The sequence below is a fragment of the Ectopseudomonas toyotomiensis genome, from assembly GCF_017167985.1.
GTDB lineage: Bacteria > Pseudomonadota > Gammaproteobacteria > Pseudomonadales > Pseudomonadaceae > Aquipseudomonas > Aquipseudomonas toyotomiensis.
The window spans coordinates 4,692,599-4,717,631 of record NZ_CP070505.1; the positions used below are offsets into that span (position 1 = coordinate 4,692,599).

The following is a 25,033-nucleotide window of genomic DNA, read 5'->3' on the forward strand; positions in this document are numbered from 1 at the left end:
CAAGAAAAAGCCCGCCGAAGCGGGCTTGAAGGGGGACGAAAGCTATCAGTCGTCGCCGCCCATGATGCCGAAGATCTGCAGCAGGCTGACGAACAGGTTGTAGATCGATACGTACAGGCTGATGGTGGCCATGATGTAGTTGCGTTCACCACCATGGATGATGGCGCTGGTCTGGAACAGGATGCAGGCCGAGGAGAACAGCACGAAGCCGGCGCTGATCGCCAGTTGCAGGCCGCTGATCTGGAAGAAGAAGCTGGCAACCACGGCGCCCAGCAGAACGAAGAAGCCTGCAGTGATGAAGCCGCTGAGGAAGCTCATGTCCTTGCGGGTGGTCAGCACGTAGGCAGACAGGCCGAAGAACACCAGCGCAGTCATGGTAAAGGCGGAGCTGATGACTTCAGCGCCGTTGGCCATGCCCAGGTAGCGGTTGAGGATCGGGCCCAGGGTGTAACCCATGAAGCCGGTCAGCGCGAGGGTAGAAAGCAGGCCCCACGAAGAGTTGCGCAGCTTGGCGGTGAGGAAGAACAGGCCGTAGAAACCGATCAGTACGACAAAGATGTTCGGATAAGGAACGTTGGCGCGCTGCGAGATGAACGCCACCAGGCCGCTGAAGGCCAGGGTGATGGCCAGTAGGCCGTAGGTATTGCGCAGAACGCTGCTGACTTCCTGTTGCTCAACCTGAGAATGGTTGAGTGCATAATCTCGCTCTTGCATGGCGACGCTCCTGTTGTAAGAGGCTTTCAAATTTGAATGTATCGGATCATAACAGAGCGGGATTGCCTGCCAAGACTTAGAGTTTGACAGTGTGTTGCGTTCCGGTAAGATTGCCGCCCGCACTGCTGCGGAGGGTTGAGCGTTAGCCTCCGCACTCAAGAATCTGGAAGCGTGGCCGAGTGGTTTAAGGCAACGGTCTTGAAAACCGTCGATGGGCAACTATCCGTGAGTTCGAATCTCACCGCTTCCGCCAAATCTCCAAAATTGCCACGACGCAATTGCTGATCCTAATCTGGCGCTTGCTTTTTGACTCCCGTGCGCCAAGCTAGGTCAGGCCCTGGCTTTTTGTTAAGGTGACCGGCAAGTTCAATCTCACCGTCGTTGCACGGTGGCTGACAAGGTGCAACGAGGTGGCGATTGATTAGGGTCCTGGTTGTCGACGATCACGATCTGGTCCGCACGGGCATCACCCGTATGCTGGCCGATATCGACGGTCTGCAAGTCGTGGGCGAAGCCTGCACTGGCGAAGAAGCCCTGCTCAAGGTTCGCGAACTCAAGCCCGACGTCGTCCTGATGGACGTCAAGATGCCCGGCATCGGCGGCCTGGAAGCCACCCGTAAGCTGATGCGTAGCCATCCCGACATCAAGGTTGTCGCCGTTACCGTGTGCGAGGAAGATCCTTTCCCGACGCGCCTGCTGCAGGCGGGCGCCGCTGGTTATCTGACCAAGGGTGCGGCGTTGGATGAGATGGTGCAGGCCATTCGCCTGGTATTCGCCGGCCAGCGCTACATCGACCCGCAAATCGCCCAGCAACTGGCGCTGAAATCCTTCCAGCCGCAGAACAGTGGTTCGCCATTCGACCTGTTGTCCGAACGTGAAATCCAGATCGCGCTGATGATCGCCAACTGCCACAAGGTGCAGAACATCTCGGACAAGTTGTGCCTGTCGCCGAAGACGGTCAATACCTACCGCTATCGCATCTTCGAGAAGCTCTCCATCACCAGCGATGTCGAGCTGGCTCTGCTCGCGGTGCGCCACGGCATGGTCGACGCCGTCAGCTGAAAATGTCTGCCCCATTCGATCCGAGTGCCTTCCTGGCGACCTGCAGTGGTCGCCCCGGCGTCTATCGCATGTTCGATAGCGAGGCTCGCCTGCTGTATGTCGGCAAGGCGAAGAACCTCAAGAAGCGTCTCTCCAGTTACTTTCGCAAGACCGGTCAGGCACCCAAGACGGCCGCGCTGGTCGCACGTATCGCGCAGATCGAAACCACCATCACCGCCAACGAGACCGAGGCACTGCTGCTCGAGCAGACCTTGATCAAGGAATGGCGGCCGCCTTACAACATCCTGCTGCGCGACGACAAATCCTACCCTTACGTGTTTCTCTCCGACGGCGACTTTCCACGGCTCGGCATTCACCGGGGGGCGAAGAAAGCCAAGGGGCGCTATTTCGGCCCTTATCCCAGTGCATTGGCGATTCGCGAGAGCCTGAGCCTGCTGCAGAAGACCTTTCTGGTTCGCCAGTGCGAGGACAGTTACTACAAGAACCGCACGCGACCTTGCCTGCAATACCAGATCAAACGCTGCAAAGGTCCCTGCGTCGGCTTGGTCAGTCCGGAGGAGTACGCCGAGGACGTGCGCCACTCGGTGATGTTTCTCGATGGCCGCAGCAATGCACTGAGCGAGGAGCTCTCGGCCAGCATGGAAAAGGCCTCGATGGCCCTGGAGTTCGAGCGCGCCGCTGAGCTGCGTGATCAGATCTCCATGCTGCGCCGCGTGCAGGACCAGCAAAGCATGGAAGGTGGTACCGGCGACGTCGACGTGGTCGCGGTAATGCTCACCCCCGGTGGCGCCTGCGTGCACCTGATTAGCGTGCGTGGCGGGCGCGTGCTGGGTAGCAAGAATTTCTTCCCGCAGGTGGCGATCGAAGAGGAGGGTGGCGACGTGCTGATGGCCTTCCTTGCTCAGTACTACCTGGGTAATGCCGAGCGCGACCTGCCCAGCGAGCTGATCGTCAACGTGCAGCATGAAGACTTCGCCACGCTGATCGAGGCCATCGAGTCGCTACGCGGCCGTAGTCTCAGCATCAGTTTGCGCGTGCGTGGCACGCGAGCCCGTTGGCAGCAGCTCGCAGTGACCAACGCCGAACAGGCGCTGGCAGCGCGTCTGGCCAACCGGCAGCATCTGGCCGAGCGTTTCGAGGCGCTGGCTACCGTGCTGGAAATGGACGAGCCGCCGCAGCGCATGGAATGCTTCGATATCAGCCATTCCAGCGGTGAGGCGACGGTCGCCTCCTGCGTGGTATTCGGTCCCGAAGGCCCGCTGAAATCCGATTACCGTCGCTTCAATATCGAGGGCGTGACCGCCGGCGACGACTACGCCGCGATGCACCAGGCGTTGACTCGTCGCTTCAGCAAGATCAAGGATGGTGAAGGCAAGTTGCCCGATGTGCTGCTGGTGGACGGCGGCAAGGGGCAGTTGGCCATGGCGCGCGAGGTGCTACAGGAACTGGCCGTGCCGGATCTGATTCTGCTTGGTGTGGCCAAGGGGACAACGCGCAAACCTGGCCTCGAAGTGCTTTACCTGAACGACGCCGAGCATGAGTTCACCTTGCCCGGCAATTCCCCAGCGCTGCATCTGATCCAGCAGATCCGTGATGAATCGCACCGTTTTGCGATTACTGGGCATCGTGCTCGCCGCGGTAAGACGCGGCGCACCTCGACCCTGGAAGAAGTAGCAGGGATCGGCCCGAAGCGGCGGCGCGAGCTACTCAATCACTTTGGTGGCCTGCAGGAATTGTCCCGTGCCAGTGCCGAAGAAATTGCCAAAGCGCCCGGAATCAGTAAAAAGCTCGCCGAGTTGATTTATGACACTCTGCACAGCGAGTAGAATGCCCGCTCACCTCGCAGCCTAGTTGTGCCGATGAATATCCCCAACTTGCTTACCGTGCTCCGGGTCGCGCTGATCCCGGTCTTTATCCTGTTGTTCTATTTACCGTTCTCCTGGAGCTATTGGGCTGCCAGCGGCGTCTTCGCGATTGCCGCCGTGACCGATTGGCTCGATGGCTACCTGGCCCGCCGCTGGGAGCAGGGCACGCCTTTCGGCGCCTTCCTCGACCCGGTGGCGGACAAACTGATGGTGGCGGTGGCGTTGGTGCTGCTGGCGGCCGAACACTCCAATCTCTGGCTGACCCTGGCTGCCGCGACCATCATCGGGCGCGAGATAGTCGTCTCAGCGTTGCGTGAATGGATGGCCGAGCTCGGTGCTCGGGCGCATGTCGCGGTGTCCAACCTTGGCAAGTGGAAAACCGCAGCGCAGATGCTGGCGCTGGTCATCCTGCTGGGTAATCCACCGGTGTTCACCTTCTGGGTCGTGCTCGGATATATCTTGCTGGTGGTCGCAGCCGTGCTCACATTGTGGTCGATGCTGCAGTACCTGTTGGCCGCCTGGCCGCACCTCAGCACCACCTCGGAAAAGAAATAAGTATTTTTGAATCAAAGGGTTGACGGCGCGATTCGATTCTATAGAATGGCGCCCGTCGACAAGACAAGCGGGAATAGCTCAGTTGGTAGAGCACGACCTTGCCAAGGTCGGGGTCGCGAGTTCGAGTCTCGTTTCCCGCTCCAGTTTTACACGAGTCGCCAAGGCGGCTCGTTTGCTTCATGGCTGAGTTGCAGAGTGGTTATGCACCGGATTGCAAATCCGTGAACGCCGGTTCGATTCCGACCTCAGCCTCCAATTCGAAAAGCCTCGTAGATCACTGATCTACGAGGCTTTTTTCATTATCCCGGGCAGGCGTTGCGTGCCTTGCGGGTAAGCGAAGGGCTGTATATAGTCCAGCCCTTCGCACAGCGCTACCGCCCGAATGGCGAAATCGGTAGACGCAGGAGACTTAAAATCTCTCGCTCGCAAGGGCGTGCCGGTTCGAGTCCGGCTTCGGGCACCACTTAAATCAAGCGCTTACGTTTTTTCGGCGGCATGGCTTGGTCCGTAATCCTCGCACTCATCCGCAGTCGATCTGATCAGCAAGCAGTCGATCGGCGTTACTGCCAGCGTCATGTGATGAAACGTTCCTGCCACGGATGACCACCCGTCAAGCCGGCCTCGGCCGCCGCTTGCACCGTGGTGCTCAAGCCAGCCTCGCAAACCCCATTCTCCGCCTCAGGCTTTTAAGCTAGATACTTTCCTTGACTTCTAGCCTGCGAGGCGCAGACTTTGTCAAGTAAGAGCAGCAAACCCCTTGGGCTTGGCTGGATTTGGTTTTCCGACGCTTGTCATGCCGCGCTTGCCGTTCGATTGGCTAGGCATGCTGAAGCTGGCGTTGGATATTCAGGAAACCGATAAGCAGCACAGGATTTCCCTCGACGGTCCCGGTGTCGAGGAAAAGGACTTCCAGATCACGCCCGACAACGACGTGCCGATGGTGCGAGGTGAAAGCGCCAGGAGCAAGAGAAGAGCGAAGCGGCTTTTCTCGTGTCGAACTCTCCTACGGCAGTTTCCAGTGTGCACTGAACCTGCCCGACGATGCCAACCAGGATTCGAAGCGCGAAGCAAGTGCACCGAAGCACGGCCGCTCGATTCCGATTGAAGCTGAGTCGGATATTCCATTGCGGTCGCCACGAAGTCCCACCAGGGGACGAGGTGCCGCGGCATGCCGCACCTCGTCATCTCAATGACTAAGGAGCGTCCGCATGGCCAGGAAGCAATGTCAAATCTGCGGCCAACCCGCCACCGCGCGGGTGGAAGCCAATCTCAATGGTCGCCTCACCACCATGCTGTTGTGTGACGATCACTACCGCCAACTGGTGCGCCAGCAAAAACGCGCCATTTCCCCGCTGGAAGCCCTTTTCGGCTCGCGCAGCGGCCTGTTCGAAGATTTTCTCGGCAGCGATTTCTTCCGCATCGGAGAAGCGTCGGCACCGGCTGCAGCCGATGCCGATGAAGTGGTCGATGCGTCGTTTGGCGAACCAGCCTCCACAGCGTCGGGCACGCCGCGCCGTCGCGGCAGCGGGTTGGCCAGCCGCATCAGCGAGCACTCCGAGGCTCTGTTGCAGGAAGCCGCCAAGCATGCCGCGGACTTCGGTCGCTCCGAAGTCGATACGGAACACCTGCTGCTGGCGCTGGCCGACAGCGACGTGATCAAGACCATCCTGAGCCAGTTCAAGATCAAGGTCGATGACCTCAAGCGCCAGATCGAAGCCGAAGCCAAGCGTGGCGACACGCCGTTTGAAGGCGAGATCGGCGTGTCGCCACGGGTGAAGGATGCGCTCAGTCGCGCCTTCGTCGCCTCCAATGAATTAGGACACTCCTACGTCGGGCCCGAGCACTTCCTGATCGGCCTGGCCGAAGAGGGCGAAGGGCTGGCCGCCAACTTGCTGCGCCGCTATGGCCTCACGCCGCAGGCCCTGCGCCAGCAGGTCAACAAGGTGGTCGGCAAAGGTGCGGAGGATGGCCGCGCCGAGACGCCGACCAATACGCCGGAGCTCGACAAGTATTCGCGCGATCTCACCAAGATGGCCCATGCGGGCAAGCTGGATCCGGTCATCGGCCGTGCGCAGGAAATCGAAACCACCATCGAGGTGCTGGCGCGGCGCAAGAAGAACAACCCCGTATTGATCGGCGAGCCTGGCGTGGGCAAGACCGCCATCGTCGAGGGGTTGGCACAGCGCATGGTGGCCGGCGAGGTGCCCGAGACCCTGCGCGACAAGCGCCTGGTAGAGCTGAACATCAACTCCATGGTGGCCGGCGCGAAGTACCGTGGCGAGTTCGAGGAACGCGTGCAGAAGGTGCTGAAGGAGATCTCCGAGCACCAGGGCGAGATGATCCTCTTCATCGACGAGGTGCACACCATTGTGGGCGCCGGCCAGGGTGGTGGCGAAGGCGGGTTGGACGTGGCCAACGTCTTCAAACCGATGATGGCGCGCGGTGAGTTGAACCTGATCGGCGCGACGACGCTCAACGAGTACCAGAAGTACATCGAGAAGGACGCCGCGCTGGAGCGGCGCTTCCAGCCGGTCATGGTGCCCGAGCCAACGGTGGCGCAGACCATCATGATCCTGCGCGGCCTGCGCGATACCTTCGAAGCGCACCACAAGGTCAGCATCACCGAGGACGCGATCATCGCGGCCGCCGAGCTGTCCGATCGCTACGTCACCGCGCGCTTCCTGCCGGACAAGGCCATCGATCTGCTCGATCAGGCTGCCGCCCGCGTGAAGCTGTCGGCGACGGCCCGCCCCGTTGCGGTGCAGGAGTTGGAGGCCGAACTGTACCAGTTGCGCCGGGAGCAGGACTACCTGGCTTCCCGCAAGCAATACGACAATGCGTCGGAGGTCGGCAAGCGCATCGAAACCAAGGAAACCGAACTCAAGACGCAGGTCGAGGACTGGGAACGCGAGCGCGGCTCGGGCAGCGCCGAAGTCAAGGCGGAACACGTGGCGCAGATCGTCTCGCGCCTGACCGGCATCCCGGTCAATGAGCTGACGGTGGAGGAGCGCGAGAAGCTGCTGCACCTGGAGCAGCGGCTGCACGAGCGCCTGGTGGGTCAGGACGAGGCAGTACGCGCGGTGGCGGATGCGGTGCGGCTGTCGCGCGCGGGGCTGCGCGGAGGCAGCAAACCCGTGGCCACGTTCCTGTTCCTGGGCCCCACCGGCGTCGGCAAGACCGAGCTCGCCAAGGCGCTGGCCGAATCCGTCTACGGCGACGAGGGCGCCCTGTTGCGCATCGACATGTCGGAGTACGGCGAGCGCCATACCGTGGCAAGGCTGGTGGGCGCTCCGCCGGGCTACGTCGGCTATGACGAAGGCGGCCAGCTCACGGAGAAGGTCCGTCGCAAGCCCTACAGCGTGCTGCTGCTCGACGAGATCGAGAAGGCCCACCCCGACGTCTACAACATCCTGCTGCAGGTGTTCGACGACGGGCGGCTCACCGACGGCAAGGGTCGCGTGGTGGACTTCACCAACACCATCATCATCGCCACGTCGAACCTGGGATCCGACATCATTCAGCGCCGGCTGAAGGCGCGCGGAGCGGCCGGCGAGGAGTACGAGAAGGCCAAGACAGAGGTGATGGACGTGTTGCGCGGGCACTTCCGCCCCGAGTTCCTCAATCGCATCGATGAGATCATCGTCTTCCATGCGCTGGGCAAGGAGGAAATCCGCCACATCGTCGGCCTGCAACTCGATCGCGTGGCCCGCAATGCCGCGAACCAAGGCGTGACGCTGGCGTTCGATGGGACGCTGGTCGATCACTTCGCGGAAGAAGGCTACAAGCCCGAATTCGGTGCTCGCGAGCTCAAACGACTGATTCGCAGCGAGCTGGAAACGGCACTGGCGCGCGAGATGCTCGGCGGTGGCATCGGCAAGGGCGATCACGCCCGTGCACGTTGGGACGACAAGGCGGAGCGGGTTGCCTTCGACCGCAAGCCAGCCGCTCCGGCCAGCGCAGAAGCTCCCGCCGAATCTGCGCAGTCGCCGGGCTCGTCCAAGGCGTCGAGCAAGGGGACGCGCAAGAAGAAGTCCGAAAGTGGCAAAGCATGAAGCGACAGGCTGCCCCAATCCTGAACATTCGAGACGGGCAGCCCGTACTTTCTCGTTGATACGCCGGGCATCTTTCGGCTCGAGCCCGGCCCATTCAAGTAGGACGTTACGGTGCGCGCGTGGTGGAGTACCCCAGGCTGCACGACATCCTGCCGTGACGACCTGGTGGGCTGCCGATATCACCCGCGACATGTTCACGCGCTTCGGCATGGACGAAGACCTAGAGGCGCAGCGACCGCGATTTCTCGTAGGAATGGCCTGTTTCTGAAGGAGTGGCGCATGAACAACAGCAATCAGACCAGGACGACACTCGAACGACTCCGCCGTGACTGGGCGGTGATGACGTTTTACGAACGCTTCGAGCAGGCCGTCGCGATCATCCTTTCAGCGGTGATGGCAGTGATTATCGTGGTGTCTCTGGTGCAGCTGATTCAAATTGTCTTCAGTCTGCTGGTCATCGATGCATTCAATCCGCTCGACCACAAGATCTTCCAGAGTGTGTTCGGCATGATCATGACGCTCCTGATAGCGATGGAATTCAAGCACTCCATCGTGCGCGTGGCCTTGCGCCGTGACAGCATCATTCAGGTCAAGACGGTCATCCTGATCGGGTTGATTGCGCTGTCCCGCAAGTTCGTGATTCTCGATCCCGATGTCGGCCCGGCCAAAGTCGCCGCATTGGCCGGCGCCACTTTGGCCCTGGGGCTGACCTATTGGCTGTTGCGTGAGCGCGATGACCGAATCGTCTAGGACGGCATGCCTGCCAGCGGGTGGCCCTCGAGTCTGGCTACGGCGTCGCTTGAGCAAGCGCCTACAGGCCGTGCTGCCGGTTTGCACTTTGATCGGTATCACTCGCCGGCGGCCTTTTACTCGGCGAAAGGGGCTGTGGATCGCCCCGCGAGCAAGCCTACTTGCCTTGTTATTCGAACCAGCGGCAGCTGCAGCGCTGACGCTGAAGTTGTATGGCGCACGTGCCATCCGGTCGGGTGAAGCACCCGAAATCGGGGCTGTACGAACTTTTACCTGTAACCGCTCCTGATATGGGCTGAGGGTCAAGGCTATGGCCGCTGAAGGTAACGCAGGGCAATTATTGGGTGTCATCACGTTGCTCGCTGCGGCCGTGGTGGCAGTGCCGCTGCTCAAGCGCATCGGATTCGGCTCGGTGCTGGGTTACCTGGTGGCGGGGATGATGATTGGCCCCTTCGGACTGCAATTGATTCATGACCCCCACACCATCATTCAGGTGGGCGAGCTGGGTGTGGTGATGTTTCTTTTTGTGATTGGACTGGAGCTGAAACCCTCGCATCTATGGGAGCTGCGTGGGCAGATCTTTGGGCTGGGCAGCCTGCAGGTGGTGGTCTGTGCCTTCCTGCTCACCTTCGTCGGTATGGCCTTTGGTTTCCCCTGGCAGGTGTCGTTTGTGTGCGCAGCCGGTTTTGTACTCACATCCACGGCCTTGGTTATGCAAGTCCTCTCTGAACGCGGTGACATAACCGAGCCGAGGGGGCAGCGCATCGTGTCCATTTTGCTGTTTGAAGACCTGTTGATCGTGCCGTTACTGGCGGTGGTGGCTTTTCTGGCGCCCACTGAAGTGATGCATGAACCCACCTCACCCCTTTGGCAGCGCATAGGTATCGCCGCCCTGTCCTTGGGCGCACTGGCGGCCATCGGATTGTGGCTGCTCAATCCTCTGTTTCGGGTATTGGCCCAAGCCCGGGCGCGCGAGGTGATGACCGCCGCCGCGCTACTGGTGGTGCTGGGGGCAGCGTTGCTAATGGAAATCGGTGGGCTTTCAATGGCGATGGGGGCGTTCGTTGCCGGCGTGCTGCTATCGGAATCCACATTTCGCCACCAGTTGGAGGCCGACATAGAGCCGTTTCGCGGCCTGCTGCTGGGGCTGTTTTTTCTTGGCGTCGGCATGGCTTTGGATCTGCAAGTGGTGGCCACGAACTGGATGCTCATCACCTCTGGTCTGCTGGCGCTGATGTTGGTCAAGGCGCTGTGTATTTATGCGGTCGCGCGCCTCGCGAAGAGCCCCCATGGCGATGCGCTGGATCGTGCCGTGCTTATGGCGCAGGGGGGCGAATTTGCTTTTGTGCTGTTTGCCGAGGCGCTCAAGCTCAGGGTCATCAGTCCCGAAGTCAACGCCAATATGACGGCTATCGTGGTGCTCTCCATGGCCATTACGCCGGTGGCCATACTGCTGTACAGACGTTTGGCCCGCGCGCAGAGCGTTTCCATGGACGGTGTGGAAACCGCACATAATCTGCAAGGCAATGTACTCATCATCGGTTTTGGCCGCGTGGGCCAGATTGCCTGCCAGGCACCGCTCGCTCAGGGAGCGAAACTTTCCATCATCGAGATAGATCCGGAGGTGATCCGCGCCGTGGAGCCCTATGGTTTCAAGGCCTATTACGGTGATGGTGCCCGCCATGAAATATTGCAGGCTGCCGGTGCCCATCACGCCCGCGCCATCATCGTTTGTGTGAACGACAAGAAAGCCGCGACACGCATAGTCGAAAGTACGCGGCATTACTGCCCGCAAGTGAAATTGCTGGTGCGTGCCTTTGACCGCGAACACGCGCTGGAGCTGGTCAAGCACGACGCGGACTACATAGTGCGGGAAACCTTTGAGTCGGCCCTGCTGCTCGGACGTCAGGCCGTGCTGACGCTGGGTGCGTCTGAGCACGAAGCCGACGCGGTAACCGAGGAAGTGCGCATGCGCGATGCCGAGCGTTTTGCTCTGGAAACAGCGGGTGGTCTGTTTGCCGGGCGAGCATTGGTACTGGGAAACATCGAGCATATCGAACCGCCGAACCAAGAAGCGCGGGACGCCCAATGAGCACTCATCCGGGATCGTATAGGGCTGTCGCCGTCGACCGTCTCGCGCTGTATCGCTGCCTTGCAGCAGGGGCATCTGGCGACCTCGCAACGCATCGCCTGCGGACCATTGCAAACGCCCTGCGCGGAGCTTCAGATGGCCTTGATAACGCTGATTTGATATCCGCTCGCAGGGATGTCATTCAGATACTCAACATCTTTTGAAATAGGTAGGAGGGCGTATGTTCACTCCGAATTCCATTCCCTATCAGCGACAACCTGGCTTTCAGCGCACATACCGCCAAGGCCGTCTGACCTTGGGTCTTTTCTTCCCCCTCGAAGCCTTTGCCGGTGATACGCCGAGCATGCTCGACCAGGCGAGCCTGGCCCAACGTGCCGACAAGCTGGGGTTCTCTGCACTCTGGTTTCGCGACGTGCCGTTACGCGATCCCAGCTTCGGTGATTCGGGTCAGGTCTTCGACCCTTGGGTCTACCTGGGTTTTATGGCGGCACACACACACTCGATTGCGCTGGGTACCGCCTCGATCATCCTGCCAATCCGCAATCCTCTGCACACCGCCAAGGCCGCCACCAGTGTCGATCAGCTCAGCGGTGGCCGCCTGTTACTCGGTGTAGCTTCCGGTGACCGGCCGGTGGAGTTTCCCGCATTCGGTGTCGACCCGGAGCGACGCGACAGCCTGTTTCGCGAATACCTCGAGGTATTTCGCGAGGCTCAGCGCAGCAGTTTCATGCCTTTGACCTGGTCCGGCGGGACGCTTGAGGGCGCGGATCTGATTCCCAAGCCGACCACGGCGGAAATTCCTTTCTTTGTTACCGGCCATAGCCGCCAGACGCTGGAATGGATCGCCCGCTACAGTCATGGCTGGATCAGTTATCCGCGCGCCCCGAAGACGCAGCAGCTGATTGTCGAGAACTGGCGCACTGCGGTTCGTGCCGAATGCGGTGAGCTGTTCAAACCCTTCACCCAGTCGCTATACATCGACCTGACCGATAACCCGCAGACACCACCACGACCGATCCACCTGGGCTATCAACTAGGGCGATATCACCTGATCTCGTTGCTGGAAAGCTTGCAGGAGATCGGGGTCAATCATGTGATCGTCAATTTGAAATACGGCCAGCGCCCCGCGGGCGAGGTTATCGAAGAGCTCGGTCAGTTCGTGCTACCCAACTTCGTCCTGTCGACATGAAGCGGCATGGTGCTGGACAGCTACGACACGATTGGCAGGGATGATGGGTTAATGACCATGTAACTCTGCTGTTCAATAAGAGGAAGGTGACCGCAGCTGGCGTGTCTTTCCCCTGGAGTGGATGGTTCGCCAATACAGCGCCACCTTGCGGATCCAGACGCCGCTCTTTGGCATCGATGCGCAAGAGTTCGCGCACGTGACCCTGCACGACTGGCTGCAGTTGCAGCAGCGTCAGGTGCAAATGAGTGACAGCAAGCAAGACAAGATCGCGGCAGAAACGGCCCGACGGGAATATCGCAAGCTACGTGAAAGGCCAGGCTACCTCTATTGAATTCGACTCTTCGGCACAATGCCAACTTGCATCCCAAATGGATTGAACACGCTATTGAGGGTCTGCACGGTTGGATTCGACTCGTCATGTTCCAATTGACGAAGGGCACGCAGGGACAGTTTGCACATCTGTGCGAAACGGGCCTGCTGCAATCCGGTGATTTCCTTGCGTAATTTGCGCACGGCCTGGCCGATGGTCAACTCGCCCGATGCCAGTTGGGTCTGTATTTCAGTCAGAATACGGTTGCGCTCGATGATATCCATTCAGACAAGCTCCCATCGGTTGAGTCTTTGATGAAGGGTGCGCAGCGCAATACGCGGATGATTCATCGTGGAGTTTGGCAACCCTTGATCGCTCAGCAGGTCGGGAAGGGCCAGGAAGTCTAGTGCTGCGCCTCTGAGTCTTTCATAAAGAACATCTGCGTCGGTCCATTGAGCTAGTGCGGCGCAGGCTTGGCGCCAGTTGACCTCGCCGGCAATCTCTATGGATTGAGGCCATTTTGTGGTGCGAGTGACGCCTTCATCATCCATCACCATGGGCGCAAGGTCGTAGATAGGGGCGAGTTTCAGCCCCGTGCCGTTGCGCAAAATTGAGGTATTGCGGCCATGGTTGTCCGAGTTGCCCAGGATCTGGTTGAGTAAGTCTCGCTGTAGATACTCAAAGATCATGTCGCCAATTTGCGCGCCTTGCCCCGTCTTCTGCCACAGCCGGACCAAGTGATTCAGGGCGTCGGTATGCAGCAGGTAGCTGCCCGGCACGGTTACTCCTGCGAGTGAGTACAGGGATTCCATTGCGCTGCGTTCTACCCCTGCGGCGCTGAGATGGCGATCAAAGCGATGCATCCACAGACTAGGCTTGTGGCCTTCCTCTAGCGCCAGGCCTTCTGCGGGTACCGTATCCAGGCCAAGCCGTTGAATGGCTCTGTAGTAGCAGAACTCGCTACGCAGGATATCTTGGTCGGTCTGCCTGGCCTGGTTTCGCGCGAACTTTACAAACCAGTGGCGGGTTGCAGACTCATCCGGCAAAGCCGCATCTGGGTGCAGGGCACCCTCCCGATCTTCAGTCAGCAATAATTTGGGCGCTTCGCCACCTGCGCCTGTGGCACCACCGATGGCCGCACCCTGTTCGTAGGCGTATTCGAGAAAACGGGCGTCGCGGTTGATTACATCCTCGCGAGAGAAGCCTAACGGCGGGCTTTCCTGAAGCGCTGCTGCTGCCTCCTTGATACGCAGGTTTCCCACCGGCGCTGGTGCGCACCGACTTAGCAAAAATAGATCCAGTCCAAGATTCTCGGGCTTTTGGTCACCCAGGCGCTGGAGAAGGAAGCGCCTTGCTGCTCCAGCGGGCAGTATGTCGTGCAGGAAGGCAGGCGCTTCGCTTGCTCGATGGGATTCCCAGTCCAACGGCACTGTGACGCTAACTGCATGCTCAAGGCGGCTGCCAATGTGCTCCAGTGTTTCAAGCAGATATGCCTGCTCATAGCCAAAAGAACACGCCCCCGCCAGACCCGCCTCGGGCTGCTCGAAGTTGAGATGCATGGCGTCATGCCAAGCGTGGCCACTGTACAGTTGCAGGGTGAGAGAGTGCATATAGACTCCGGCACTTTAATGCCGTTTAGGCTAGTAGCCTTCGCGAATAAAGGCAATAAAATACCTTAAATTGCCCTGAGATTGGGTTTTAAAGGCACTTTAATGCCTATATTGCGCGTGGCGCAGTTTGTGCCGCCTGCGCTTCCGCCATTGGCAATATCCATGGTCACTATCGAGAGCACTGATTTCTGTCTGGCGCGGCATCGGCCTAATGTTGAGCCCAACAAAGATTGAGTTGGCTTGGAGGTCATGATGTCCCGTATCGATGTGGTTTCCCTGGTTGGTAGTGCCGTACCGGCTGAGCTCAGGTCCGATGGTCATATGGCGTGCTGGCTGGTGATGGTGGATGGCCAGCCCAAAGCCGGCCCTTTCGCTTCCCGTGAGGCTGCGCTGGCTTGCCAGGCGGTCTGGCTGCTCAGCAGCGCTATTCGTCGTGAGGGCGATTCGCTGCTGGCCTGATTCACTGTTTTACCCGCGCTCGCTCCAGCGCTCCCCTTGGCCCGCCTCTGGCGGGCTTTTTCTTGCTTGCCGGTTAGAATGGCGATCATTTTCTGAAGGGGCGCAGCGTGGCCAGGTGGGACATCTTCTGCAGCGTGGTGGACAACTACGGTGATATCGGCGTGACCTGGCGGTTGGCCCGACAGCTGTCGGCCGAGCAGGGGCATGTTGTGCGCCTGTGGATCGACGAGTTGGGCGCCTTCGTACGCCTGTGCCCCGAGGCCAGTGTTGATGCTGAATGCCAACGCTGGAGCGGTGTCGAGGTGCGCCAGTGGCGTGAGCCGTTCCCTGCGGTTGAGCCTGCGCAGGTGGTGATCGAGGCCTTCGCCTGTCAGTTGCCGTCTGCTTATATCGAGGCGATGGCGGCCAGCGGCACGCGCCGCTTGTGGTTGAATCTGGAATACCTCAGTGCCGAAGACTGGGTGGCAGGCTGTCATGGCCTGCCATCGCCGCAGCCAAGCGGTTTGCAGAAGTTCTTCTTCTTTCCTGGATTCGTGGAGGGCACGGGCGGTTTGCTGCGCGAGGCCGATTTGCTGGCGCGGCGGCGCGCCTTTCAGGCAGACGCGCAGGCGCAGCAGGCGTTCCTGCAGTCGCTTGGCGTGATAAGGGAAGCCGGGGCGCGACTGATTTCGTTGTTCGCTTATGAAAATGCGGGCCTGGCGGGCTGGCTTGATGCGCTGGCAGCCGATTCGCAGTCGACTCAATTGCTGGTGCCGCAGGGCAAGATTCTCGCTGACCTGCAAGCCTGGCTTGGCGAGGCGCAACTGGCTCCGGGTGATCACGGCCGGCGCGGCAATCTGCTGATCCATGTGCTGCCTTTCGTGGCGCAGGATGACTACGACCGCCTGTTGTGGTGCTGCGACCTCAATGCGGTGCGTGGCGAGGACTCCTTCGTTCGAGCGCAATGGGCGGGGCGGCCGTTGCTCTGGCACATCTACCCGCAGGAGGAAGGGGCGCACTGGGACAAACTTGAGGCGTTTCTGGCGATTTATAACGCCGATCTGATGCCTGAAGCCGCTGCCATTCAGGCTGAATTCTGGCGGGCCTGGAATGCGGGGGGACGGATGGAGACGGCCTGGCCTGCGCTTCTCGAGGCATGGCCGGTACTGCAGCGACACGCCGAGCAATGGTGTGACGATCAGGCCGCTCGGTCGGATCTTGCCACGACGCTGGAACAGTTTTACCTAAATTGGCTATCATACGCGGCCTAGATTTCTGTACCTCCCGCATATTTCGGATATTCGCATGAAAACTGCACAAGAAATGAGAGTCAACAGCGTGGCCCTGATCGATGGCCAGCCGTGGCTGATCCAGAAGGCCGAGTTCACCAAGTCCGGTCGTAACAGCGCCATCGTCAAGATGAAGCTGAAGAACCTGCTCAACGGTTCCAAGACCGAGACCGTCTACAAAGCCGACGACAAGATGGAGCCGGTGATTCTCGAGCGCAAGGAAGTGAACCTGTCCTACATCAGCGGTGAGGACTACGTGTTCATGGATCCGGAATACAACTCCTACGAGCTGCGTTCCGAAGATCTGGAAAGCGTTCTGCCGTTCATCGAAGAAGGCATGAGCGACGTCTGTGAAGCCGTGTTCTTCGAAGGCAAGGTGATCTCCGTCGACCTGCCGACCACCATCGTGCGTCAGGTTGTCTACACCGAGAACGCTGCTCGTGGCGACACTTCCGGCAAGGTCATGAAGCCTGCCAAGCTGCGCAACGGTACCGAGATCAAGGTTGCCGAGTTCGTCGACATCGACGACTGGATCGAGATCGATACCCGTGACGGCTCCTACAAGGGCCGCACCCAGGCTCCGGCCTGAGCGTAAGCTGCACGAGAAACCCGGCCTAGGTGCCGGGTTTTTTGTGGCCGTCGTGCGGTGGTTTTCGTGGCGCGCGCGGCGCACCCTGTGGCAGTGACCTTACTGCTGCGGGATGGCCAGGCTGGTTTGCAGTGCCTGGTCCCAGGGCGGCGGAAAGCCGAAGCGCTGCTTCAGGAAACTCAGCAGCAGCCGTGTCCGCGGGCTGGCTTCGCGCTCCAGGCGTAGTGCGTAGATGCTCACCGGCTCGACGGGCGGTAGGCCCTGTTCGCAGAACAGTGGGACCAGCTCGCCACGTTGCAGATGCTCGCTGCTCATCCAGGTGGGCAGGTGGGCAACGCCAAGCCCGGCGAGGGCGCTGAACAGCAGGGTTTCGGCGTTGTTGCTGGTCTGGCGCAGGCGCTTGGGCTTGCACAGCTGCAGCTTGCCGTCGACTTCGAAGCGCCAGGCGTAGGGTGGCGCCAGGCTGTCCCAGTCCAGGCCGTCGTGCTGTTCCAGCTCCAGCGGGCTGCGTGGAATGCCGCGTCGACGCAGATACTCCGGGCTGGCGCAGACGATGCGCGTCATCGACGCCAGCGGCGTGGCCACCAGGCGGCTGTCGGGCAGGGGGCCGATACGCACGACGATATCCACCTCACCCAGGTGTTCGCCCTGCAGGTCGATGAAGCTGTCGATCAGGCGTAGTTGCACGTCCAGGCCGGGGTTTGCGCGCAGGAACTCGGCAATCGCCGGAGCCAGATGGCGGCGCCCAAAGGGGGAGGGGGCGTCGATGCGGATCAGGCCTTCCGGTGCACTGCTTAGCGATACGGCCTCGGCGCGGGCCAGGTGCAGTTCGGCGAGGATGCGCCGGGCGCGCTCGGCGAACGCCAGGCCCGCCGGGGTGACGCGTACCGCATGAGTCGTGCGACTGAACAGACTGCTGCCCATGGCGCGCTCCAGGGCGTCGATGCGCCGTGCCACTGCCGAGGGCGTGAGCGGATGGCGTCTTGCCGCTGCAGAGAAGCTGCCGGTCTCCAGCACGTCGAGAAAGAGTTCCAGCTGGTCGGTCAGTGCATCGGGGTTCATGGCAGCCTTTTATGCGAGATAAGCAAAGCCATTGTGCGTTGCTATGCGTTTCCGCGCTAGCCGCGACTGATTAACATGCGCCCACTGTCTGGAGGTGTCATGAATCTGTTCGACCTGTTGCTGAATCTGTTGCTGGGCCTGGGTCTTGGAACCTTGGGCGGCTTGTTCGGGATCGGCGGTGGTCTGATCGCCATTCCGGTGCTCGGCATCGTTTTCGGCCTGGATCAGCAGCTTGCTCAGGGGACTGCGCTGGTGATGGTGGCGCCGAACGTGATGCTGGCGATCTGGCGATACCACCAGCGCAATCGTATCGACCTGCGACATGCCCTGCTGCTCGGTGTCACCAGTTTCTTCTGCGCCTGGTTGGCCTCGCTGTATGCGGTGGAGGTGGATTCGCGCACCATGCGCTGGGCCTTCGTCGGTTTTCTGCTGGCCCTGGCGGCCTACAACCTGCTGCGCATGCTGATGGCTCAGGCGCCTGCCAGTGGCGAGTTGCGTCATCACTGGGGCTGGTTCGGTGTGCTGGGCGGGGTTTCCGGTGCGATGGGCGGGCTGTTTGGTGTGGGCGGCGCGGTGGTGGCGACGCCGGTGCTGACCAGTGTGTTCGGCACCACGCAGGTGGTGGCGCAGGGGCTCTCGCTGTCGCTGGCGTTGCCCAGCACCGGGGTTACGCTGTTTACCTACGCGTTGCACGATCACGTCAACTGGTGGATGGGTGTGCCGCTGGCCATCGGTGGCCTGCTCAGCATCAGTTGGGGTGTACGCCTGGCGCACTCGTTGCCGGAGCGTCTGCTGCGCAGTCTGTTCTGTGGCTTCCTGCTGCTCTGTGCACTGCTGCTCGCGCTGGAGTCGGGTGGCCGCCTATAGGCGAAAACCCTCGACGATATGCTCGGCGAGGCATTCGGTGACGGGTGACTGGCTGCTCTCGTTGCGCAGCAGCACGATGCTGGTCAGCGGCAGCAGGGGCAGGCCTTCGGCTTCGCCGAGGATGCGCAGATCCGGCGTGATCAGGCTTTGCAGCTGCGCAGTGACCGCGAGGCCCGCGCGCACCACGGCGAAGATCGCCGAGAGGCTGGGGCTGGTGTAGGCGATACGGTAGGGACGGCTCATCGCATCCAGCGCGTTGCAGGCCCATTCGCGGCAGAAACAGTCGACGTTGAACATGGCCAGTGGCATGGGGTTCTGTTCATGCGGGCAGAAGCCCTGGGCCACGGCCCAGGCGAAGCGCTCCTGGCGCAGCAGTTGGCCGATCTCCTTGCCGGGCTGGCGGGTGACGATGGTCAGGTCGAGATCCTGGCGCAGCAACAGCTGGCCGGAGGGTTCGCAATGCACCTCCACCTGCACCAGCGGATAGGCCTGGGCGAAGCGCGAGAGAATCTCCGGCAGAAAGCGCATCACGTAGTCGTCCGGCGTACCGATACGCACGGCACCGACCATATGCGGCTCGCGCAGGGTGTTGAGCACCTCGCCGTGCAGCTTGAGAATGCGCCGCGCATAACCCAGCAGTACCTGGCCCTCGGGTGTCAGGCGCACCTGGCGGCCGTCGCGCTCGAACAATGGACGCTGCACCACGTCTTCCTCCAGCCGCTTCATCTGCATGCTCACGGCTGACTGGGTACGATTGACCGTTTCTGCGGCGCGGGTGAAACCACCAGTGTCGGCGATGGCAACGAAGCTGCGTAGCAATTCGGTATCAATACTGGGGTGGAAGGCCACTCATCAATCCTCGAGATGGATTCCATAAGAAACATTCGTTGGATTGATCATAAGCCTGGCCCGACACTGACGCCAACCCCAAAGGGAGGGCGAAAAGATGAAAGGTCAGAAAGGTTACGCGCTGGCTCAGGCCATCCACTTCGAACGGTTGCCGTCACTGGTCGGTGTATGGCGTATGCTGCGGCGCTGGCGCCAGCTGGCTCGCGAGCGGGCACAGCTGGCGCAACTGAATGATGCTGCATTGAAGGATCTGGGACTGTCCCGGGCCGATGCGTTGCAGGAGGCCGAGCGGCCGTTCTGGGATGACCCGTTGAGAAAGTGACTGACACATGACAGGAGTTGCTGAATGACCGCGGTACGCAAGGGCGCCGATTTTTTCCTGTTCCAAATGATGCTGCTGCTGTGCGCCATCTGGGGTAGCCAGCAGGTGGCAATCAAGCTGGCGGCGGACGATATCGCGCCCATGCTGCAGGTAGCGTTGCGCTCGGGTGTTGCCGCGGTGCTGGTCGGCCTGTTGTTGCTGTGGCAGCGCGGCTGGCGCGAGTGGGTCAGTACGACCTGGCTGGCCGGAATCCTGGCCGGTGTCTTGTTCGCGCTGGAGTTCTTCTTCATCGCGCTGGGCCTGCGCTACACCACGGCCTCGCACATGGCGGTATTTCTCTATACGGCGCCGATCTTCTCGGCGCTGGGTCTGCACCTGCTGCTGCCCAGCGAGCGTCTGCGTCGCCTGCAGTGGCTGGGTATCGCACTGTGTTTCGGCGGCGTGGTGATGGCCTTCGGTGTGGGCGGTAGCTGGGCCGAGATCGATCGCGGCATGTTGCTCGGCGATGCGCTGGGACTTTGCGCCGGTATGGCCTGGGGCGCGACCACGGTCGTGGTGCGGGGCTCGCGCCTGTCCGAGGCGCCGGCCGGGCTGACCCTGTTCTATCAGTTGGCAGTGGCATTCGTGCTGCTGCTGGCCTACGCGCTGGTGGTGGTGGACCTGTCCCAGCTGCGTTGGACGCCCGTGGCCATTGCCAGCATCCTGCTGCAGGGCGTGGTGGTGTCGTTCTTCACCTACCTGGCCTGGTTCTGGTTGCTGCGCCGCTACCTGGCCTCGAACATGGCGGTGTTCTCGTTCATGACGCCGCTGTTTGGCGTCACCTTCGGCGTGCTAGTGCTGGACGAGCCACTGACCCTGAACTTCATCATCGGCGCGGCGTTGGTGCTGTCGGGTATCACTCTGGTCAGCAGCGAGGCCTGGTTGCGTCGACGTCTGTCCGGCTGGCGTGGCCTGCCTCAGCAACCCTGATCATTCATTTGCATGGAGGCTGGAAATTGTTCGCTTATCACTTGGCCCAACTGAACATTGCTTGGATGAAGATGCCGTTGGAGTCACCGGAAATGGCCGACTTCGTTGCCAATCTGGAGCGTATCAATGCGCTGGCGGAAGGTTCGCCCGGCTATGTCTGGCGTTTGCAGGACGAGGCGGGCGATGCCACGGCGATCCGACCGTTCGGTGACGAGGTGTTGGTGAACATGTCGGTCTGGCACGACGTGCAGTCGCTCAGCGATTACGTCTACAAATCGGCACATACCGAGATGCTCAAGCGCCGTCGCGAATGGTTCGAGCGTGTCGAGCAGGCGCACCAGGTGCTGTGGTGGGTGCCAGCCGGGCATCGGCCGAGCGTGGTCGAGGCCGCCGAGCGCCTGGCTCATCTGCGCGAGTATGGCGCGACGGCGCAGGCCTTCACCTTTCGCCACGCGTTCGCCGCGCCGGCCTGAACTCGTCGGCAGCCAAACTGCCTGATAGGCTGGTCGCCATGATGCTTTCACTTTCTCTCGCCGAAGCCCGCCGCCTGGCCCTGGCTGCTCAGGGGTTCGGCCGTACTCCACGCGGCACCATCGCCTACAAGCAGCTGCAGGTGCAGATCGAGCGCCTTGGTGTGTTGCAGATCGACTCGGTCAATGCCTTGGTGCGCTCGCACTACCTGCCGGCTTTTTCCCGTCTTGGTCATTACCAGGCCGAGCACCTCGATGAACTGGCCTGGGGCCGGGCGCGGCGCAGGCGGCTGTTCGAATACTGGGGGCACGAAGCCTCGCTGTTGCCACTCGAGCTTTATCCGCTGCTGCGCTGGCGAATGCGCCGAGCTGCAGATGGGCAGGGCATCTACAGTCAGCTGGCGAAGTTCGGCGTGGAGCGGCGCGATGCGATAGCCAGCGTGCTGCAGGCCGTGCGCGAGCGCGGTGCCCTGGGCGCCGGCAGCCTTTCCTCGCGTACCGAGAAGGCCGGCCCCTGGTGGGACTGGAGCGTGGAAAAGATGGCGCTGGAATGGCTGTTCGCCGCAGGTCTGGTCACTGTGGCTGGGCGCCGCGGCTTTGAAAGGCTGTACGACCTGCCGGAGCGGGTCATTCCCGCGGATGTGCTGAATCACCCGGACTTGGATGAGGCCGAAGCGCAGCGCCGCCTGTTGCTGCGTTCTGCCGATGCCCTTGGCGTGGCGACCGAGCGCGATTTGCGCGACTACTACCGGCTGGACGTCACTGACAGCAAGCGCCGTGTCGCCGAATTGGCGGAGGCGGGCGAACTGTTGCCCGTCTCGGTGCAGGGCTGGCGGCAGGTGGCCTATTGCCGTGGTGAGCCGCGCATTCCCCGGCGTGTTCGCCATAGCGCCTTGCTGTCGCCGTTCGATTCACTTATCTGGGAGCGCGAGCGCACCGAGCGGCTGTTCGGCTTTCGCTATCGCCTGGAGATCTACACCCCGCAGGCCAAGCGCGTGTATGGCTACTACGTGCTGCCGTTCCTGCACCACGAACGCCTGTTGGCGCGGGTGGACCTGCGCAGCGAGCGCGCTACCGGGCGCCTGGCGGTGCATGCCGTGCATCTGGAGGACGCTGTGTTGAGCGAGGAGGCGCGCCTGGCGCTGGGCGATTCACTGCGCGCGCTGGCGCACTGGTTGGGCCTGGATGGGGTGTGGTTGGCGCCGAGTGTAAGCCTGCGCGGGCTGCTCGGTTAGCCGCCGTTCTCCAGCAGCAACTTCAGTTGCTCTACGCGCTGGATATTCAGCTCCATCGGGCAGGTGTAGTACATCGGCGAGCCGACGTGCTTGCCCTGCAGGTCGCACTGGCCGTTGCGGTAGACCAGCCAGGCCTTCTGCGCGTTTTCCAGCTGTTCGGCGTCCTGTGGCGCGTCTTCCTGCAGCTTGAGGAACAGCTGCTGGTAGACGCGGTTCATCTCCTTCTTCACTGTTTCCGATACACCTTCGGCGCAGCCGGCGACGCTGGCGTTATTGATCATTCCACTGGCATCCAGGCAGGCCTGGTACTGCTTGTCGTAATCGCCCCAGGCGCCGAGCGGCAGCAGCAGAGTGAGCGGCAGCAAGCCGTTACGCAATATAGACATGGCAATCTCCCAACGAAACAGGGGCTGCACTGCAGCCCCTGAACCTGATCTCTACTTGGCCGCCAGGCGGGTGCGCATATTGGCGGCGCGGTCGCTGGAGCCCGGGTGCGAGGAGAACATGCTGCTTTCGCCGCCGCCCAGCTTGGCCAGCTTCTCGAACGCGGTGACCAGGCCGTCACGGGGGATGTTGCGCTGGGTCAGCAGGTCGAAGGAGAAGTTGTCGGCGGCGTTTTCCTGGCTTTGCGAGAACTGCGCATTGACCAGTTGCTCACCCAGGGCGCCGAGCTGCGACGCGGACAATGCGGCGATGGTGCCGTTGCCTGAAGCGGCTGCAGCATTGCGCGCGGCGGTGGTGGCGTAGGCGGTTTGCATGGCCTTCTTGCTGTGGCCGAGGGCGACGTGGCCGATCTCGTGGCCGAGCACGCCTTCCACTTCGTTGTCGGTCATCAGGTCCATCAGGCCGCTGTAGACGCGCACGCAACCGTTGGCCATGGCCCAGGCGTTGACCTCATCGGCCTGATACACCTTGTAGGTGATCGGCGTGCCGTTGATCTGATGGCCGAGGTTGTTGGCGATCTTGTCCAGGCGCTTGCTGTACGGGCTGTTCGGGCCGGCGATATTGGCTTCGGCATCCATTTCGGCGCAGGCCTGGTCGGACATGCTGCGCACTTCGGCGTCGCTGAGGATCGCGGCCTGCACGGCCATCAGGCCGGATTGCAGCATGGCGTCGGGAGACATGTTCTGGCAGCCAGTCAGCAAGACGGCACTGGAGAGGGCGAAAGCGGAGAGGGTGGTGCGCAGTTGCATGGATAATCGTCCTTGTTGGTGGTGTTGGCCGCGAGTCCTTTACGGCTGGGTGTTGCTTCGGCACCTGCCCGGTGCTCGCGATGGGGCGGAATTATGCCGGATAACGCACAGGAGATGTGCGAGCCGGTTCGCGCCCTGGCCACTGGCCAGGGCGCGAGTACTCAGCGGCGTACCTGCTTCAGCGTATCGGCGATCATGAAGGCCAGTTCCAGCGACTGGTCGGCGTTCATGCGTGGGTCGCAATGGGTGTGGTAGCGGTCGGACAGGCCGTCTTCGGTGATCGGGCGTGAGCCGCCGATGCATTCGGTGACGTTCTGCCCGGTCATCTCGATATGAATGCCGCCGGCGTAGGTGCCTTCGGCCTGGTGCACGGCGAAGAACTGCCGGACTTCGCTGAGAATCTGCGCGAAGTCGCGGGTCTTGTAGCCGCTGCTGGCCTTGATGGTGTTGCCGTGCATGGGATCGGAGCTCCACAGCACCTGGCGGCCTTCTTCCTTGACCTTGCGCAGCAGGCGCGGGAAGTGCGCTTCCACCTTGTCTGCGCCCATGCGTACGATCAGGTTGAGGCGGCCCGGATCGTTGTCCGGGTTGAGCGTGTCGATCAGACGGATCAGCTCGTCCGGGTCCATGCTCGGGCCGACCTTCACGCCGATGGGGTTCTCGATGCCACGCATGAACTCGATGTGCGCGCCGTCCAGCTGGCGGGTGCGATCGCCGATCCACAGCATGTGTGCGGAGCAGTCGTACCAGCGGCCGGTGAGGCTGTCGCGACGGACGAAGGCTTCTTCGTAGTTCAGCAGCAGCGCTTCGTGGGCGGTGAAGAAACTGGTCTCGCGCAGTTGTGGCGCGCTGTCCATACCCACGGCGCGCATGAAGGCCAGGGTTTCGTCGATGCGGCCGGCGAGCTGGTGGTACTTCTCGGCCAGCGCCGAGTTGGCGATGAAGTCGAGGTTCCACTGGTGCACCTGGTGCAGGTCGGCGAAGCCGCCCTGAGCGAAGGCGCGCAGCAGGTTGAGGCTGGCGGTGGCCTGGTGGTAGGCCTGCAGCAGGCGCTCCGGGTCCGGTACGCGACTGGCGACGTCGAAACCGATGCCGTTGACGATATCGCCGCGGTAAGCGGGCAGGGTGACGCCATCGATGGTTTCGCTGCCGGACGAGCGCGGCTTGGCGAACTGGCCGGCCATGCGCCCGACCTTGACCACCGGGCAGCCGGCAGCGAAGGTCATGACGATGGCCATCTGCAGCAGCACCTTGAAGGTGTCACGGATCTTCGCGGCAGAGAACTCGGCGAAGCTCTCGGCACAGTCGCCACCCTGCAGCAGGAATGCGCGGCCCTGGGTGACCTCGGCGAACTGGCGACGCAGCTCGCGCGCCTCGCCGGCGAATACCAGCGGTGGGTAGCCGGCCAGGGTTTGCTCGACGCGAGTCAGGTGCGCGGCATCAGGGTATTCAGGCTGCTGCTGGATGGGCTTGGCCCTCCAGCTTTCGGGGCTCCAGGCGTTCGACATGCTGCGTCTCTAGCGGTTGATCAGGCGGAGACGCATGGTAACC

24 protein-coding genes, 4 tRNA genes and 1 pseudogene are annotated in these 25,033 nt (G+C 61.6%); 21 read left to right on the top strand and 8 right to left on the bottom strand.

Translation table 11 applies throughout. From position 1 onward, the window contains the following. Window positions 1–45: 45 nt before the first annotated feature. Window positions 46–714: a Bax inhibitor-1/YccA family protein gene (locus JWV26_RS21730; protein WP_021489164.1), complete on the bottom strand. Its 669-nt coding sequence runs from the start codon at window positions 712–714 to the stop codon at window positions 46–48. A 165-nt stretch (window positions 715–879) separates the two neighbouring features. Between JWV26_RS21730 and JWV26_RS21735 the strand changes: the two genes are divergently transcribed. From JWV26_RS21735 to JWV26_RS21795, 13 genes and pseudogenes are all read left to right on the top strand, one after another. Beyond that, window positions 880–967, top strand: a tRNA-Ser gene (locus JWV26_RS21735). A 164-nt stretch (window positions 968–1,131) separates the two neighbouring features. Beyond that, window positions 1,132–1,776 carry a response regulator transcription factor GacA gene (gene gacA / locus JWV26_RS21740; protein WP_017677048.1) on the top strand — a complete coding sequence of 215 codons (645 nt, stop codon included), beginning with the start codon at window positions 1,132–1,134 and terminating at the stop codon, window positions 1,774–1,776. 2 nt (window positions 1,777–1,778) lie between these two features. Next, window positions 1,779–3,602, top strand: coding sequence for an excinuclease ABC subunit UvrC (gene uvrC, locus JWV26_RS21745; protein ID WP_026088577.1), 1,824 nt, complete (start codon window positions 1,779–1,781; stop codon window positions 3,600–3,602). A gap of 33 nt (window positions 3,603–3,635) precedes the next feature. Next, window positions 3,636–4,196 carry a CDP-diacylglycerol--glycerol-3-phosphate 3-phosphatidyltransferase gene (gene pgsA / locus JWV26_RS21750; protein ID WP_017677046.1) on the top strand — a complete coding sequence of 187 codons (561 nt, stop codon included), beginning with the start codon at window positions 3,636–3,638 and terminating at the stop codon, window positions 4,194–4,196. Between the two features lie 67 nt (window positions 4,197–4,263). After that, window positions 4,264–4,339, top strand: a tRNA-Gly gene (locus tag JWV26_RS21755). 38 nt (window positions 4,340–4,377) lie between these two features. Continuing rightward, a tRNA-Cys gene (locus JWV26_RS21760) sits at window positions 4,378–4,451 on the top strand. Window positions 4,452–4,572: 121 nt separating this feature from the next. Continuing rightward, window positions 4,573–4,659, top strand: a tRNA-Leu gene (locus tag JWV26_RS21765). A gap of 306 nt (window positions 4,660–4,965) precedes the next feature. Then, window positions 4,966–5,299 (top strand): annotated as a pseudogene (locus tag JWV26_RS21770) (Hsp20/alpha crystallin family protein); the annotation flags it as partial. Between the two features lie 105 nt (window positions 5,300–5,404). Continuing rightward, window positions 5,405–8,248: a heat shock survival AAA family ATPase ClpK gene (gene clpK, locus JWV26_RS21775; RefSeq protein ID WP_206417802.1), complete on the top strand. Its 2,844-nt coding sequence runs from the start codon at window positions 5,405–5,407 to the stop codon at window positions 8,246–8,248. Between the two features lie 279 nt (window positions 8,249–8,527). Next, the gene (locus tag JWV26_RS21780) at window positions 8,528–8,998 is read left to right on the top strand and encodes a phosphate-starvation-inducible PsiE family protein (protein WP_206417803.1); all 471 of its coding nucleotides are present in this window, start codon (window positions 8,528–8,530) and stop codon (window positions 8,996–8,998) included. 310 nt (window positions 8,999–9,308) lie between these two features. Beyond that, window positions 9,309–11,090, top strand: a complete 1,782-nt coding sequence (locus tag JWV26_RS21785; protein WP_206417804.1) for a monovalent cation:proton antiporter-2 (CPA2) family protein — start codon at window positions 9,309–9,311, stop codon at window positions 11,088–11,090. A gap of 220 nt (window positions 11,091–11,310) precedes the next feature. Then, window positions 11,311–12,279 (top strand): LLM class oxidoreductase, encoded by a 969-nt coding sequence (locus JWV26_RS21790; RefSeq protein WP_206417805.1) that lies wholly within the window; start codon window positions 11,311–11,313, stop codon window positions 12,277–12,279. 121 nt (window positions 12,280–12,400) lie between these two features. Then, on the top strand, window positions 12,401–12,610 hold the full coding sequence (locus JWV26_RS21795) for a hypothetical protein (RefSeq protein WP_079783796.1): 210 nt from the start codon (window positions 12,401–12,403) through the stop codon (window positions 12,608–12,610). Here JWV26_RS21795 and JWV26_RS21800 read toward each other — a convergent pair. Then, window positions 12,604–12,873, bottom strand: coding sequence for a helix-turn-helix domain-containing protein (locus tag JWV26_RS21800; protein WP_017676963.1), 270 nt, complete (start codon window positions 12,871–12,873; stop codon window positions 12,604–12,606). The genes JWV26_RS21795 and JWV26_RS21800 overlap by 7 nt on opposite strands. Next, window positions 12,874–14,199 (bottom strand): type II toxin-antitoxin system HipA family toxin, encoded by a 1,326-nt coding sequence (locus tag JWV26_RS21805; protein ID WP_206417806.1) that lies wholly within the window; start codon window positions 14,197–14,199, stop codon window positions 12,874–12,876. Between the two features lie 252 nt (window positions 14,200–14,451). On the opposite strand from JWV26_RS21805, the gene JWV26_RS21810 reads away from it, so the two are divergent. The 3 genes from JWV26_RS21810 to efp all read left to right on the top strand — a co-directional run bounded on the left by JWV26_RS21810 (window position 14,452) and on the right by efp (window position 16,515). Continuing rightward, on the top strand, window positions 14,452–14,658 hold the full coding sequence (locus JWV26_RS21810; protein WP_017676961.1) for a hypothetical protein: 207 nt from the start codon (window positions 14,452–14,454) through the stop codon (window positions 14,656–14,658). A 107-nt stretch (window positions 14,659–14,765) separates the two neighbouring features. After that, window positions 14,766–15,908, top strand: a complete 1,143-nt coding sequence (gene earP, locus JWV26_RS21815) for an elongation factor P maturation arginine rhamnosyltransferase EarP (RefSeq protein WP_206417807.1) — start codon at window positions 14,766–14,768, stop codon at window positions 15,906–15,908. 34 nt (window positions 15,909–15,942) lie between these two features. Then, a complete protein-coding gene (gene efp, locus JWV26_RS21820) occupies window positions 15,943–16,515 on the top strand; it encodes an elongation factor P (protein WP_003460252.1) in 573 nt (190 codons plus the stop codon). A 99-nt stretch (window positions 16,516–16,614) separates the two neighbouring features. On the opposite strand, the gene JWV26_RS21825 is transcribed toward efp, so the two are convergent. After that, window positions 16,615–17,577, bottom strand: a complete 963-nt coding sequence (locus JWV26_RS21825; RefSeq protein WP_206417808.1) for a LysR family transcriptional regulator — start codon at window positions 17,575–17,577, stop codon at window positions 16,615–16,617. A gap of 99 nt (window positions 17,578–17,676) precedes the next feature. Between JWV26_RS21825 and JWV26_RS21830 the strand changes: the two genes are divergently transcribed. Further along, entirely contained in the window at window positions 17,677–18,444 is a 768-nt protein-coding gene (locus JWV26_RS21830; RefSeq protein ID WP_206417809.1) for a sulfite exporter TauE/SafE family protein, read from the top strand. Here the strand turns inward: JWV26_RS21830 and JWV26_RS21835 are convergent. Further along, window positions 18,439–19,293 (bottom strand): LysR family transcriptional regulator, encoded by an 855-nt coding sequence (locus JWV26_RS21835; RefSeq protein ID WP_206417810.1) that lies wholly within the window; start codon window positions 19,291–19,293, stop codon window positions 18,439–18,441. The two genes, JWV26_RS21830 and JWV26_RS21835, sit on opposite strands and share 6 nt — an antisense overlap. Before the next feature lie 97 nt (window positions 19,294–19,390). Between JWV26_RS21835 and JWV26_RS21840 the strand changes: the two genes are divergently transcribed. Genes JWV26_RS21840 through JWV26_RS21855 form a run of 4 tightly spaced genes read left to right on the top strand, consistent with a single transcriptional unit; the run spans window position 19,391 to window position 22,289 of the window. Beyond that, window positions 19,391–19,615: a DUF1127 domain-containing protein gene (locus tag JWV26_RS21840; protein WP_075747592.1), complete on the top strand. Its 225-nt coding sequence runs from the start codon at window positions 19,391–19,393 to the stop codon at window positions 19,613–19,615. A 24-nt stretch (window positions 19,616–19,639) separates the two neighbouring features. Next, entirely contained in the window at window positions 19,640–20,584 is a 945-nt protein-coding gene (locus JWV26_RS21845) for a DMT family transporter (protein ID WP_093052590.1), read from the top strand. A 26-nt stretch (window positions 20,585–20,610) separates the two neighbouring features. Further along, window positions 20,611–21,057, top strand: a complete 447-nt coding sequence (locus tag JWV26_RS21850) for a DUF3291 domain-containing protein (protein ID WP_074914961.1) — start codon at window positions 20,611–20,613, stop codon at window positions 21,055–21,057. A 38-nt stretch (window positions 21,058–21,095) separates the two neighbouring features. Next, on the top strand, window positions 21,096–22,289 hold the full coding sequence (locus tag JWV26_RS21855) for a winged helix-turn-helix domain-containing protein (protein ID WP_206417811.1): 1,194 nt from the start codon (window positions 21,096–21,098) through the stop codon (window positions 22,287–22,289). On the opposite strand, the gene JWV26_RS21860 is transcribed toward JWV26_RS21855, so the two are convergent. The 3 genes from JWV26_RS21860 to JWV26_RS21870 all read right to left on the bottom strand — a co-directional run bounded on the left by JWV26_RS21860 (window position 22,286) and on the right by JWV26_RS21870 (window position 24,990). After that, window positions 22,286–22,675 carry a lysozyme inhibitor LprI family protein gene (locus JWV26_RS21860; protein ID WP_074914965.1) on the bottom strand — a complete coding sequence of 130 codons (390 nt, stop codon included), beginning with the start codon at window positions 22,673–22,675 and terminating at the stop codon, window positions 22,286–22,288. The genes JWV26_RS21855 and JWV26_RS21860 overlap by 4 nt on opposite strands. A 51-nt stretch (window positions 22,676–22,726) precedes the next feature. Beyond that, window positions 22,727–23,482, bottom strand: a complete 756-nt coding sequence (gene loiP, locus JWV26_RS21865; RefSeq protein ID WP_206417812.1) for a metalloprotease LoiP — start codon at window positions 23,480–23,482, stop codon at window positions 22,727–22,729. A gap of 161 nt (window positions 23,483–23,643) precedes the next feature. After that, window positions 23,644–24,990 carry a class II 3-deoxy-7-phosphoheptulonate synthase gene (locus tag JWV26_RS21870; protein WP_206417813.1) on the bottom strand — a complete coding sequence of 449 codons (1,347 nt, stop codon included), beginning with the start codon at window positions 24,988–24,990 and terminating at the stop codon, window positions 23,644–23,646. Window positions 24,991–25,033 lie beyond the last annotated feature (43 nt).